This window comes from Azospirillum sp. A1-3 (genome assembly GCF_023806445.1).
GTDB lineage: Bacteria > Pseudomonadota > Alphaproteobacteria > Azospirillales > Azospirillaceae > Azospirillum.
On sequence record NZ_JAMSLU010000005.1, the window covers coordinates 500,922 to 514,077 of the forward strand.

Below are 13,156 nucleotides of genomic sequence, written 5' to 3' on the forward strand. Positions count from 1 at the left end.
GATCGGGCGGCGGGCCGGTCTATTTCCAGAAATCATAGAAATTGAACCAGTTGTAGGGGGAGGACAGGGCGTGATGCTCCAGCCGGTCGGCGAAGCGCCCGGCCGCCCAGCGGACAAGGCCCGGCCGGTCCTGCACCGGCACATCGGAGAAATCGGCGATGCGCTCGAAATGGACGTCGTAGCGCCGGCCGCCTCGATAAATCCCGACCATCAGCACCACCGGCCGCTTCAGCATCGCCGCCAGTTGGAAGGGACCGAGCGCGAAGCCGGCGGGCTGGCCGAGGAAGGGCAGGCGGACCTCTTCCTCCCCGTCGAGGGTACGGTCGGCGAGCATGCCGACGAAATGGCCCTGGTCCAGCCTTTCGCGCACGCGCAGCATCGAATCCGGCCGGCCAAGCCCGATCACCTCCATCGACAGCAGCGGGTTGATGGCGTTGAGGACCGAGTTGATCTTGCGGGCATTCTCCTCGTACATCACCAGACTGACGCGCAGGTCGCGCTGGCGGTGGCCCAGCATGCGGATCGCCTCGAAGCTGCCCATATGGGCGCCGAGCAGCAGGCATCCCTCCCCCCGCTGCATCAGGTCGATGACGATGTCCTCGCCATGGACCCGGACGTCGAAATCGTCGGACTGGTCGTTCAGGAAGAAGACGCGGTCGAGCAGGCAGGCGGCGAAGACGTGATAGTGGCGGAACAGGTCGCCGAAGCCGGGGGTGCGGCCCAGCGCCTTGGATAGGAACAGCGCCGACGCCCGGCGCGGCTTGCGCGAGAACAGCACGAAATAAAAGCAGATCGGATAGAGCAGCAGCCGCGCCGCCCGCCGGCCGAGCCGCAGGGCGACCCAGACGATGAACTTGATGGCCGTGGTGGTGCTGCGCTCCGGCCGGGTCATCCATTCCTTGCGGCGACGGCGGCGCGGCGGCGGGGCGATGGGAGGGGCCGCGGCGTCGGTCGCCGGCTTCGCGCGCAGGGGGAGCTTCATGAGGTCACGCTGCCGGTCATCACGGGACGGCCCGCCACGCTGCCGGAGAAGGCGATGGCGCCGGTCGGGGTGGCCTGCCATTCGACCAGCATCCGCTCGCCGGGGCGGACCGGGTGCAGGAACTTGGCGGCGCGCAGGCGGCAAGGGCCGGGAGTGAGGCCTTCCGCCGCGGCGATGGCGGTCAGGGCGGTGTCGAGCAGCACCGCGCCGGGAATGACCGGGTTGCCGGGGAAATGCCCGGCGGCGGTGGGATGGTCGGCGGGGTAGTGGATGTCGGTCTGGTTGGGCACGGCGGCGGCACCTAGTCGGGTCGGCTGTCGTCGAGCATCCGCAGCAGGGCCTCGCGCGGCAGTTTGCCGGTCGGGTTGCGCGGCAGGGCATCGACAAAACGCAGGGGGCGCGGCAGGAAGATCGGGTCGATCCGCTCGCGCAGACGGGCCAGCAGGGTCTCGGCGGTCAGGCCGGGGGCCACCACCAGGGCGGCGAGGCGGGTGGTCCCGCTGTCTCCCTCCCGTGGCATGAAGAAAACGCCGTCCGTCACGCCCTCGACCGAGTTCAGATGGTGGTTGAGGAAGGCGAGCGAACTGCGCTTGCCGGCGATGTTGACCTGATCGGCGGAGCGGCCGTGCAGGATGAAGCGGGTGTCGCTCTTCAGCTCGATCACGTCGGCCAGCAGCGTCTCGCCGTCGAGGAAATCGCCGGAGCCCCAGGTGCCTTGCTCGTCCTGGCGCAGGCGGATGCCGTCGATGCACAGCCATTCGGCCGTGGCGCTGGTGCGGCGGACGGCGAGCTGACCGGTCTCCGAACAGCCGTAGATCTCAAGCAGCGGGGCGCCCAGCTTCGCCTCGGCGTCGATGGCGAGCTGGGGGGCGAGGGGGGCGGTGGCGCAGAGGATGAAGTCCAGCGTCGGCAGCGCGGTGCCGTCTGCGAGCAGGGCCTGCAGGTGAACCGGGGTGGTGACCAGGATGCGGCGGCCGGGCAGATCGGCGAGGCTGGCGGCAATGTCGGCGGGAAACAGCGGTCGGCCGCCGTGCAGGACCAAGCCATGCTGGAGCGACAGCAGGATGACCGATTCCAGCCCGTACATATGCTGGTGCGGGACGGTGCCGACCAAGCCGGCGGAGCCGAGATTTGCGATCTCCAGCGCGGTGCCGGCGCCATGGACGCTGCGCACCAGGGTCCCCCAGCTTTTCACCTGCGGCATCGGCCGGCCGGTGGAGCCGGAGGTGAAGGCGATGGCCGCCACCTGATCGGCCGGGAAGGCGAGGTCCGCGTCGGTGGGCGGAGCGGACAGGCTGTCGAGACCGCCGGAGGGAAGCGCCTCGATGCAGGTCATGCCGGGGTAGGTTGCGCCGGCATCGGTCAGGCAGATCAGGCCGGGATAGCTCTCTTCCAGCTGGCGCAGGGTGGCCGGGGTGTCGTTGGGGGGATGCAGACAGATCTGCCGGCGTAGCAGGGCTGCGCCCAGCCCGACGGCGAAGCCCAGGCGGTCGCCGCACAGGTTCAGCAGATAGGCGCCGTCCGGCAGGCGGCGGGCCAGATCGCGCACGGCGGCGAGGTAGGCCCGCACCGTCACCGGCCGGCCGTCATGCAGGGCGAACAGGTCGTCGGGACCGCCGTGGCGCAGCAGCGGCAGGCGCGTGGTGGACAGCATCGTCATGGATTTGGCCGCTCCGAAAAGACGCGGACGACGTCGGCGATGGAGCCGTGGGAGTAGTTCCAGAACTTGCGCAGGCGGTAGGCGTATTCGGTCAGGAACATCGCGGCGACCAGCGGCAGGTCGAGGACGTTGATGAAGAAGGACCAGACCGTCGGCGGGGCGAAGGCGAACAGCAGGGCCGACATCGCCAGCTGGCCGGCGAAGAACAGGCACCAGGCGATGGTGACGCGGCGGGTGTAGACCAGCATCTCGTCGGTCAGGCTGCCGCGGATTCTCCTGGCGATCCAGGTGATCAGCGGCTCGCGTCCGGCCAGCAGGGTGCGGCCGAACAGGGCGAGCAGGCCAACATAGATGACGGCGTGGCTGATCGCCGAAGCGGCCAGCAACCCGTCGCGGGCGGAGCGCAAGGACAGTCCGAACAGGGCGATGGCGCCGGCCAGCGCGATCCAGCGGAAGCGCGGCGCGGCCCGGCTCACCACCAGCCCGGTGACCCCGGCCTGCACCAGCGCCAGCACCAGCGCGGTGTCGGCGTCGAGGTCGGCGACGATGGCGCCATGGACCAGCAGGGGATAGAGCGCGAAGAGCGACAGGCCGGCGCCCACCGCGGCCCCTCCCCTGGTCCAGGCGGCGGCGGATGGCATCAGGCGGCTTTGAGCTGTTGGATGTGGCTGTTCAAGGTGCGCAGCGAGGAGAAGATCTTCGTGTTGTTCTCGTCATCGGCCCGCAGCTTCACCCCGTAGGTCTTGGAGACGGCGAGCGCCACCTCCAGGATATCGATGGAATCGAGGCCCAGCCCTTCGCCATAGAGGGGGGCGTCCGGGTCGATGTCCTCCGGGTCGGCTTCCAGGGTGAGGGTGTTCACGATCAGCGTCGCCAGATCAAGTTCGGTCGGCGACAGGGCCTTCAAGTCACTCATCATGCCTCACTAAAGCAACGCCTGCCGCTTCTGGGATATTATACCCCTTTGGATATAACCATTGGGTATAGAACGCCGTATTAAAGTGGCAGGATTCGCAATTTCAGACATCACGATAGCTAGGCACCCGGAGCCGCGCCATCATTATTTTGGAGTGATCAATTTGTTTTGTTAAAGATTGAGTTTCTTTGAATCGGTGGCGGTCGGGGTGGGTGGCGGCCTAGGAGTGGAACATTTGGAACGCTATGGAACAGTTTTGGGCAGGGTGTTCAGTGTTTCAGATGGGCACGCAAAGGCGCCCTCTCCCGTCCCGGGAGAGGGCGTTTATCAGTGCGGAAATGGGGGAGGAGTTGACCCGGAAATTCTAATCCCAGGTCGGACGCCAAGCCATCGAAAGCTTCAAAAACGCCCTGCCTCAGCGGCCCAGCAACCGGTCGATGGCGGCGCGGTCGGGCAGGGAGGGGATGGCGCCGGGGGCGGTGGTGGTCAACGCGCCGGCGGCGTTGGCGAAGCGGCAGATGTCGCGCAGGCGGTCGGGGGTGAAGGCGGTGTCTACATCTTCGAGTATGCCGGCCAGGAGTGCGGCGACGAAGGCGTCGCCGGCGCCGGTGGTGTCGACGGCGGTGACGGCCATCCCCGGCACATGGCCCGAGGCGTCGGCGGTCAGGAAGGTGCAGCCGTTGCGGCCCTGCGTCACCACCAGAAGCCGCAAGCCGTCATGCCACAGGCTGCGGCCGGCGGTGTCGGGATCGGTGCTGCCGGTCAGGAATTCCAGTTCCTCGTCGCTCAGCTTGACGATGGAGGCGGCAGCGATGCCCTGGCGGATCAGGCGCTCGGCTGTATCGCGGTCGGGCCAGAGGGCGAGGCGCAGGTTGGCGTCGAAGGAGACCAGCCGGCCATGGCGGCGTGCCGTCTCGACCGCCAGCAGGCTCGCTTCGCGCGCGGCCGGATCGATCAGGCCGATGGAGCCGCAATGAAGCAGACGGGCCGCCGCGATGGCGTCGAGGTCGAGGTCGGCGGTGGAGAAGCCGGCCATCGGTTCGCCATAGAACAGGAACTCCCGCTCCCCCTCCTCGTCGAGGGAGACGAAGGCGACTGGGGCTTTGGTATCCGAAACGAGGCGCAGGTGGGACACATCGACGCCGGCGGTGGTCAGCGCGCGGGCCAGGAAGCGGCCGAAGCCGTCCGCCGCCGTCCGGCCCATGAAGGCGCTGCGCACTCCCAGCCGGGCCAGACCGACCGTGACATTGGCCGGCGCCCCGCCCGGCGCCGGATCGAAGGCGCCGATCACGCCGGGCTGCGCCGGGCCGGCGGGCAAGAAGTCGATCAGCACCTCGCCCAGGCAGAGGACGTTGGGCGGTTGCATGGCTGTCATGGCGGGGTCGTCCTTCAGTTGGCGACGCCGGCATAGCGGGCGAGCACGGCGCGGGTGCCGTCCGTCCACAGGGCGCGCAGGGCGGCGGAGAAGGCGTCGCGGAAGGGCTGCGCCCGGCCGACCTCGCCATAGACGTCGTCCATGCCGAGCCACGCGGTCGGCTCGGTGCGGGCCTGACGGGCAACGGCGGTCAGGCGGTCCCAGTTGGGATCGTTCGGCTCGATCGGCTGGCCGTCGTCGGTCGTGCCGAAGCAGTAGCGGCACCACAGCGCCGATTCCAGCGCCAGACCCTCGATGCCGGCACCGGCCTTCAGACGGTCGGCGATGGACGGAACGATGAATTTCGGCTGGCGGTTGGAACCGTCCAGGCAGAGCCGGCGGATGGTGTCCTTGATCTTGGGGTTGGCGAAGCGGCGCTCGATGATGCCGAAATAGCTGGCGAGGTCGGTGCCCGGCACCGGCGGGACGGTGGGGATGATCTCCTCCCGCTCGATCTTCTGCAGGAAGGCGCGGATCAGTGGGGTTTCCATCGCCTCGTGCGCATAGGTGATGCCGAGCAGGCCTGCGGGATAGGCGATCACCGCATGGCCGCCGTTGAGGATGCGGATCTTCATCGTCTCGAAGGGCGTCACGTCGGGGACGAACTGCACACCCACCGCCTCCAGCGCCGGGCGGCCGGCGGAGAAGCGGTCCTCCAGCACCCATTGGGTGAAGTCCTCGCAGAAGACCGGCCAGTTGTCGGCGATGCCGAAATCGCGGTCGAGGGTCTCGCGCTCCTGCACGCCGGTGGCCGGGGTGATGCGGTCGACCATGCCGTTGGGGAAGGCGACGGAGGTGTCGATCCAGGCGGCGAGGTCGGCGTCGATGCCCTTGGCGATGCCGAGCACGGCGTTGCGGGTGACGACGCCGTTGTGGGGGATGTTGTCGCAGGACATGACGGTGAAGGGCACCGTGCCGGCGGCGCGGCGGCGGGCAAGGCCGGCGACGATCAGGCCGAAGACAGTGGTCGGCCGGGCGGGCACGGCGATGTCGGCGCGGATGGCCGGGTGGTTGGCGTCGAACTTGCCGGCGGCGTCGATGTAGTAGCCGCCTTCCGTCACCGTCAGCGAGACGATGCGGATGGTGGGATCGGCCAGCTTGGCGATGATGGCATCGGCGTCGCCGACCGGCAGCATGCCGATCATGGCACCGGTGACGCGGGCGAGGCTCTGCGCGCCGGATTGCTCGACCACGGTGGTCAGCCAGTCCTGGCCTTCCAGCGAGTCACGCATGCGCTGATCCGACGGCATCACGCCGGCGCCGAGGATTGCCCAGTCATGGTCGCGGCCCTGGGCGAACAGGCTGTCGAGATAGACCGCCTGATGGGCGCGGTGGAAGTTGCCGACGCCGAAATGCAGGATCCCGGCGGTCAGGGCGGAACGGTCATAGGCCGGCACCGAAGCGCGGGCGGCGATGTCGGGGAGGGTGGCCGCGGAAAGGGCGATGGTCATGGCGGGGGTCCTGCGGGGGATCGGGGGATCCTCCCTCTCCCCCCCGGGGAGAGGGTTGGGGTGAGGGGGATGCGTGGCGTGGATTTTGGGGAGAGCGCGAGGTTCGCGATTCTTGAAGATCCTCCCCCCGCGTCCTCCTCACCCTAACCCTCTCCCCGGGGGGGAGAGGGGATCCCTTCGAGGGAGAGGGGATCCCGGGGCGGGAGAGGGTAATTCTCAACTCATCCAGTTGCCGCCGTCGACGTTGTAGGTTTGGGCGACGATGTAGTCGGCCTCACGGCTGGCCAGGAAGATCGCCATGCCGGTCAGGTCCTCGGCCCGGCCCATGCGACCGAAGGGGACCGCTTCGCCGACCATGCGCTTCTTCTCGCCGGGCTGGAGGCCCTCATGGCGGGCGAACAAGGCGTCGACACCGTCCCAATGCTCGCCGTCGACGACGCCGGGGGCGATGGCGTTGACGTTGATGCCGTGGCGGATGAGGTTCAGGCCGGCCGACTGGGTCAGGCTGATGACCGCCGCCTTGGTGGCGCAATAGACGCCGACCAGCGCTTCGCCGCGCCGCCCGGCCTGGGAGGCCATGTTGATGATCTTGCCGCCGCGGCCCTGTGCGATCATCTGCTTCGCCACCGCCTGCAGCGTGAACAGCGTGCCGGCGACGTTGATCGAGAACAGGCGGTCGTAGCTCTCCCGCGTGATCTCGACGATGGGGGCGAGGTCGAACAGGGCGGCGTTGTTGATCAGGATGTCGATGCCGCCGGCCCGCTCCACCACCGTGGTGACAGCCGCGTCGATGGAGGACTGGCTGGTCACGTCGAGCGCCACGGCATAGGCGCCGGGACCGATCTCCGCCGCCGCCTTCTCCGCCGCGGCGAGGTTGATGTCGGCGATGGCGACGGTGGCTCCCTCCGCGACATAGGCGGCGGCGAAGGCGCGGCCGATGCCGCGGGCAGCGCCGGTGATGATGGCCGATTTGCCGTCGAGACGTTTCATGGGAGTGGGGCCCTTCATGCCACTTTCACACTGGCGACCGCGGACAGGGCATTGCCCTGGGCGTCGAAGCGGTGGAGCTTTTCGGTCTGCGGCGTCAGCCAGACGCGGTCGCCGTGGCGCACCGGGAACTCGCCGCCGGCCCGCGCCACCATCGTGCCGATGCCGTCCACCTGCACATAGACGAAGGTGTCGGAGCCCAGATGTTCGGATACGGTGACGGTGCCGGACCAGCGGCCGGAGTCGGTCGACAGCGCCAGATGTTCGGGGCGGATGCCGATGCAGTCGGCACCGTCGCCGCGCGCCGCCTCGCCCTCTATGAAGTTCATGCGCGGGGAGCCGATGAAGCCGGCGACGAAGCGGTTGCGCGGACGGCTGTACAGCTCGATGGGAGACCCCACCTGCTCGATCCGGCCGGCGTTCAGCACGACGATCTTGTCGGCCATGGTCATGGCCTCCACCTGATCGTGCGTCACGTAGATCATGGTGGTGCCGAGGCTGGCGTGCAGCTCGGAGATTTCCAGCCGCATGTTGACGCGCAGCGCGGCGTCGAGGTTCGACAAAGGCTCGTCGAACAGGAAGGCGGTCGGTTCGCGGACGATGGCGCGGCCGATGGCGACGCGCTGGCGCTGGCCGCCCGACAGTTGGCCGGGGCGGCGGTCGAGATAGCTGGTGAGGTTCAGGACCTTGGCCGCGGCCTCGACCTTGCGGTCGATGGCGGCCTTTTCCAGCCGGGCCATCTTCAGCGGGAAGGCGATGTTGTTGCGCACGGTCATGTGCGGATAGAGCGCGTAGGACTGGAACACCATCGCCAGCCCGCGCTGGGCGGGCGGCAGGGCGGTGGCATCCTTGCCGTCGATGCGGATGGAGCCGGACGACACGTCCTCCAGCCCGGCGATCAGGCGCAGCAGCGTGGACTTGCCGCAGCCGGACGGGCCGACGAACACCACGAACTCGCCATTGCCGATGGTCAGGTCCAGCGGCGGGATGACGGCGATGTCGCCGAAGCTCTTGGTGACGCGGTCGAGCGTGATCTGTCCCATAGCGGGGTCCCCCTACTTCACGGCGCCGAAGGTCAGGCCGCGCACCAGCTGCTTCTGGCTGAACCAGCCGAGAACCAGGATCGGCGCGACCGCCATGGTCGAGGCGGCCGACAGTTTCGCGTAAAATAGCCCCTCCGGGCTGGAGTAGCTGGCGATGAAGGCGGTCAGCGGCGCCGATTGCGAGGCGGACAGGTTCAGCGTCCAGAACGCCTCGTTCCACGCCAGGATGATGTTCAGCAGCAGGGTGGAGGCGATGCCGGGCACCGCCATCGGCAGCAGGACGAACAGGATCTCGTCGCGCAAGCCCGCGCCGTCCATCCGCGCCGCCTCCAGGATCTCGCCGGGAATTTCACGGAAATAGGTGAACAGCATCCAGACGATGATTGGCAGGTTGATCAGCGTCAGCACGATGACCAGACCGACGCGGCTGTCGAGAAGCCCGACATCGCGGAACAGCAGGTAGATCGGGATCAGCACGCCGACCGGCGGCAGCATCTTGGTCGACAGCATCCACATCAGCACGTCGCGGGTGCGCTTGCCGGGAACGAAGGCCATCGACCACGCGGCGGGAACCGCGACCATCAGGCCGATCAGCGTCGAGCCGACCGAGATGACCACCGAGTTCCAGAAATGGAGGAAATAGTCGGAGCGCTGCTGCACCTCCGTGTAGTTCTCCAACGTCCAGTGGAAGGCGAGGAAGGAGGGTGGGCTGGCGATGGCCTCGGCTTCGGTCTTGAAGCTGGTCAGCGCGGTCCACAGGATGGGGAAGAAGATCACGATCCCGATGGTCCAGGCGATCAGGGTCACGACCAGCTTCTGGCGGTTGGTTGCGGCGCGCGCCATGGTCAGATGTCCAGGTTGCGGCCGATCATCCTCATCAGGAAGACGGCGACGATGTTGGCGAGGACGACGGCGACGATGCCGCCCGCGGAGCCGCCGCCGACATCGAATTGCAGCAGCGACTGGGCATAGACGAGGTAGGTGATGTTGGTGGTGGCGGTGCCGGGGCCGCCGTTGGTCGTCACCAGGATCTCGGCGAAGACCGACAGCAGGAAGATGGTCTGGATCAGCGTCACCACCGTCATCGCACGCGCCAGATGGGGCAGGATGATGTGGATGAAGCGGTCCACTGCGCCGGCGCCGTCCATCTCCGCCGCCTCCAGCCGCTCGCTGTCGAGCGATTGCAGGGCGGTTAGCAGGATCAGCGTGGCGAAGGGCAGCCACTGCCACGTCACGATCAGGATGATCGAGGACAGCGGCGCCTCGGCCAGGAAGTCGAAGGGCTGGAGGCCCAGCCCCCTGGCGATGGCGGCGAACAGGCCGTTCACCGGGTTCATCAGCATGTTCTTCCACACCAGCGCCGAGACGGTGGGCATGACGAAGAAGGGGGCGATGATCAGCAGGCGGACGATCCCCCGCCCCCAGAAGGGCCGGTCGAGCAGCAGGGCCAGCCCGATCCCGCCGGCGATGGTCAGCACCAGCACCCCGCCGACCAGGGCCAGCGTGTTGCCGAGCGCGGCGAAGAAGGCCGGATCGGTCAGGAAATACTGGTAATTCAGGACGCCGATCCACTCCTCCTGCCCCGGCATCAGCAGGTTGTAGCGCAGGAAGGAGAAGTAGAGCGTCATCACGAGCGGGATCAGCATCCAGCCGAGCAGCAGGACGACGGCCGGAGACATCGTCAGGCGCGCGGCTGCACGCGAATGGGCGGTGGCCATGGCTCGACCCTTGGGGACGGACGTTGCGGGAGGCGTGTGCGGTTACTTGATGTAGCCGGCCTTGGTCATCTCGCGGGTGGTCAGGGCCTGGGCGCTCTGCAGGGCCTGGTCGGCGGTCATCTGGCCGGCGAGGGCGGCGGAGAAGGCTTGGCCGACGGCGGTGCCGATGCCCTGGAATTCGGGAATGGCGACGAACTGCACGCCGGTGTAGGGGACTTCCTGCACCGTCGGATGCTGCGGATCGGCGGCCTGGATCGACTTCAGCGTCAGGTCGGCGAAGGGAGCGGCCTTGCGGTATTCAGGGTTGGCGTAGAGCGAGCTGCGGGTGCCGGGCGGCACGTTGGCCCAGCCCTCTTCCTTGGCGACGAGGTCGAGATAATCCTTGGAGGTCGCCCAGGAGATGAAAGCCTGCGCGGCGTCACCCTTCTTGCTGCTGGCGGGAACCGCGAGGCTCCAGGCCCACAGCCAGTTGGACCGCTTGCCGAGACCGGTGTCGGGGGCCAGCGCGTAGCCGACCTTGTCCGCCACCTTGCTCTGCGCCGGGTTGGAGACGAAGGAGGCGGCGACGGTGGCGTCGATCCACATCGCGCATTTGCCGGTCTGGAACAGCGCCAGATTCTCGTTGAAGCCGTTGGAGGAGGCGCCCGGCGGGCCGGCGTCCTTCATCAGGCCGAGATAGGTCGTCAGCGTCTGCTTCCAGGGATCGGTGTTGAACTGCGGCTTCCAGCTCATGTCGAACCAGCGCGCGCCGAAGGAGTTCGCCATGGCGCTGAGGAAGGCCATGTTCTCGCCCCAGCCGGCCTTGCCGCGCAGGCAGATGCCGTAGACCTCGTTCTGCTTGTCGGTCAGCTTGCGCGCGGCGTCGCCGATGAAGCTCCAGGTCGGCGCCTCCGGCATGGTCAGGCCGGCCTTCTCGAACAGGTCCTTGCGGTACATGACCATCGAGCTTTCGCCGTAGAAGGGCGCGGCGTAGAGCGTGCCGTCGGTGGTCAGACCGCTGCGGATGGAGGGCAGCAGATCCTCGACGTCATAGTTGGCGCCGAGCTTGTCGAGCGGCTTCAGCCATTTCTGCTTGGTCCAGATCGGAACCTCGTAGGTGCCGATGGTCAGGACGTCGTACTGGCCGCCCTTGGTGGCGATGTCGGTGGTGATGCGCTGGCGCAGCACGTTCTCTTCCAGCGTCACCCAGTTCAGCGTGATGTCGGGATGGGCCTTGGTGAAATGATCCGACAGCTTCTGCATGCGGATCATGTCGCCGTTGTTCACCGTGGCGATTGACAGCGTTTCCGCCTGTGCCGAGCTGCCGAGAAACGCGGCGACCGCCGCACCGATCAAGGATAGCGCACGCTTCATTCCAGTTTTCCTCCCCAATGTCCTGTCCGGCCGCGCCCTGGCTTTGCTCCGCCGGCCTCTGCGACTGGTCGCCCGACCTCCGGATGCATCCACGGCATTCAGTTTGTAGGGCACACGAACACTATGGCGCAGGCGGCGGAGGAGTGCAATAGATAAATCACATTGATTTTGATATTCGGTGGCGTATGGCGCGAATGCCTCTGCCGAGGGGGCGGGCGGAGGCAGGGAGTAAGCCGGTTTCGGTACCGCGCTTGCGCCGATCGGGCGCGGCTTGCTACGGTGATTGAGGGCCTGAACGGGGCTGGCGATGCCAGTCCAGCGGCAAAGAAGCGCTACTAAGTAAATCACTTTGATTTTATTATGATCGGTTGTTATACGGATTGTTGGTAACATCCGAGACAGGAGGCGGCGGGAGCATGCGGGGCGGCGATACCACCGGGCTGCGCGCCTACAACGAGCGGCTGGTCATGCATGCGCTGTTGCAGGCCGGCATGCTGTCCAAGGCGGAAATCGCGCGGGAAACCGGGCTGAGCGGGCAGGCGGCGTCGGTGATCGTCAACCGGCTGCTGGACGACGGGCTGCTGGTCAAGCTGGACAAGGTGCGCGGGCAGGTCGGCCAGCCCTCCACCCCGATCGCGCCGAATCCGGAGGGGGCCTATTCGCTGGGGGTGAAGATCGGCCGGCGAAGCGTCGAGGCGATCCTGATCAACCTGCTGGGCGAGGAGATGGGGGCGAGCCGGGTGCGTTACGACGCACCGCTGCCGGAGCCGACGATCTCCACCGCCATCGCCCAGGCGGTCGGGCTGCTGGGGCATCTGTCGCCGGCGGCGCGGTCGCGGGTGGTCGGGCTGGGCGTCGCCATGCCGGACGAGATCCATGCGTGGTCGGCGGAGCTGGGCTTGGCGCCGGGCGCGCTGGATGGCTGGCGCGATGCCGACATCGGCGGCGCCTTCGCGCGGGAGACCGGACTGCCGGTGACGCGCTACAACGACGCGGCGGCCGCCTGCGCGGCGGAGATGATCGCCGGCCATGCCATCACCAGCCGCAGCGCGCTCTACATCTATCTCGGCACCTTCATCGGCGGCGGGGTGGTGATCGACGGGCGGCTGTATCGCGGCGAGCAGGGCAATGCCGGGGCCATCGGATCCATGCCGACTGGGCCGACCAACCCGGCCGGGCCGGGCGCGTCGCCGGGGCAACTGATTCACGCCGCGTCCATCTTCCTGCTGGAGCGGGAACTGGCCGCCGCCGGGATCGATCCGTCGGCGGCGCTGTCCGCCGCCCTGGCCGACGGCAGCGGCGAGCGGGCGGACGCCATCTTCGACGCCTGGGCCGAAACCGCCTGCGCCGAACTGTCGCGCGCCGTCGTCTCCGCCCTCAGCGTCATCGATTTTCAGGAGGTGGTGGTCGACGGCTTCCTGCCGCCGTCCTGGCGCGACCGCTTCACGCAACGGCTGGCGGCGGCGGTGGAGCGCTTCAACCGGTCGGGGCTGAAGGCCGCCCCGGTGCTGGCAGGCTCCATCGGCCCGATGGCCCGCGTGCTGGGGGCGGCGATGCTGCCGCTGAAGGCGCGATTCTCGCCCGACACCGACCTGCTGGTGCGGTCGGGCATGGCGCGCGATCTGGTCTGAC

Annotated in this window: 13 protein-coding genes; 1 reads left to right on the forward strand and 12 read right to left on the reverse strand. The window is 67.9% G+C overall.

Going from position 1 to position 13,156, the window contains the following annotated elements; all coding sequences use genetic code 11:
• Positions 1 to 19: 19 nt before the first annotated feature.
• From M5E06_RS26900 to M5E06_RS26955, 12 genes are all read right to left on the reverse strand, one after another.
• Positions 20 to 982: a lysophospholipid acyltransferase family protein gene (locus M5E06_RS26900; RefSeq protein ID WP_252140852.1), complete on the reverse strand. Its 963-nt coding sequence runs from the start codon at positions 980 to 982 to the stop codon at positions 20 to 22.
• Positions 979 to 1,272 (reverse strand): ApeI family dehydratase, encoded by a 294-nt coding sequence (locus tag M5E06_RS26905; RefSeq protein ID WP_252140853.1) that lies wholly within the window; start codon positions 1,270 to 1,272, stop codon positions 979 to 981. The genes M5E06_RS26900 and M5E06_RS26905 overlap by 4 nt, the downstream gene beginning before the upstream one ends.
• 11 nt (positions 1,273 to 1,283) lie before the next feature.
• Positions 1,284 to 2,642 carry an AMP-binding protein gene (locus M5E06_RS26910; RefSeq protein ID WP_252140854.1) on the reverse strand — a complete coding sequence of 453 codons (1,359 nt, stop codon included), beginning with the start codon at positions 2,640 to 2,642 and terminating at the stop codon, positions 1,284 to 1,286.
• Complete coding sequence (locus M5E06_RS26915; protein WP_252140855.1) at positions 2,639 to 3,283, reverse strand: COG4648 family protein; 645 nt, start codon at positions 3,281 to 3,283, stop codon at positions 2,639 to 2,641. Before M5E06_RS26915 ends, M5E06_RS26910 begins: the two co-directional genes overlap by 4 nt.
• Positions 3,283 to 3,561, reverse strand: a complete 279-nt coding sequence (locus M5E06_RS26920) for a phosphopantetheine-binding protein (RefSeq protein ID WP_286208986.1) — start codon at positions 3,559 to 3,561, stop codon at positions 3,283 to 3,285. The genes M5E06_RS26915 and M5E06_RS26920 overlap by 1 nt, the downstream gene beginning before the upstream one ends.
• 412 nt (positions 3,562 to 3,973) lie before the next feature.
• Positions 3,974 to 4,933, reverse strand: a complete 960-nt coding sequence (locus M5E06_RS26925; protein ID WP_252140856.1) for a carbohydrate kinase family protein — start codon at positions 4,931 to 4,933, stop codon at positions 3,974 to 3,976.
• 14 nt (positions 4,934 to 4,947) lie between these two features.
• Positions 4,948 to 6,423 (reverse strand): mannitol dehydrogenase family protein, encoded by a 1,476-nt coding sequence (locus tag M5E06_RS26930; RefSeq protein ID WP_252140857.1) that lies wholly within the window; start codon positions 6,421 to 6,423, stop codon positions 4,948 to 4,950.
• A 216-nt stretch (positions 6,424 to 6,639) separates the two neighbouring features.
• Positions 6,640 to 7,413 (reverse strand): L-iditol 2-dehydrogenase, encoded by a 774-nt coding sequence (locus tag M5E06_RS26935; RefSeq protein WP_252140858.1) that lies wholly within the window; start codon positions 7,411 to 7,413, stop codon positions 6,640 to 6,642.
• Positions 7,414 to 7,427: 14 nt separating this feature from the next.
• Positions 7,428 to 8,453, reverse strand: a complete 1,026-nt coding sequence (locus tag M5E06_RS26940; protein ID WP_252140859.1) for an ABC transporter ATP-binding protein — start codon at positions 8,451 to 8,453, stop codon at positions 7,428 to 7,430.
• Positions 8,454 to 8,465: 12 nt separating this feature from the next.
• On the reverse strand, positions 8,466 to 9,296 hold the full coding sequence (locus tag M5E06_RS26945) for a carbohydrate ABC transporter permease (RefSeq protein WP_252140860.1): 831 nt from the start codon (positions 9,294 to 9,296) through the stop codon (positions 8,466 to 8,468).
• A 2-nt stretch (positions 9,297 to 9,298) separates the two neighbouring features.
• Positions 9,299 to 10,171, reverse strand: a complete 873-nt coding sequence (locus M5E06_RS26950; protein ID WP_252140861.1) for a carbohydrate ABC transporter permease — start codon at positions 10,169 to 10,171, stop codon at positions 9,299 to 9,301.
• Positions 10,172 to 10,213: 42 nt separating this feature from the next.
• A complete protein-coding gene (locus tag M5E06_RS26955; protein WP_252140862.1) occupies positions 10,214 to 11,524 on the reverse strand; it encodes an ABC transporter substrate-binding protein in 1,311 nt (436 codons plus the stop codon).
• A gap of 416 nt (positions 11,525 to 11,940) precedes the next feature.
• Between M5E06_RS26955 and M5E06_RS26960 the strand changes: the two genes are divergently transcribed.
• On the forward strand, positions 11,941 to 13,155 hold the full coding sequence (locus M5E06_RS26960) for an ROK family transcriptional regulator (protein ID WP_252140863.1): 1,215 nt from the start codon (positions 11,941 to 11,943) through the stop codon (positions 13,153 to 13,155).
• The last annotated feature ends 1 nt before the right edge of the window (position 13,156 follow it).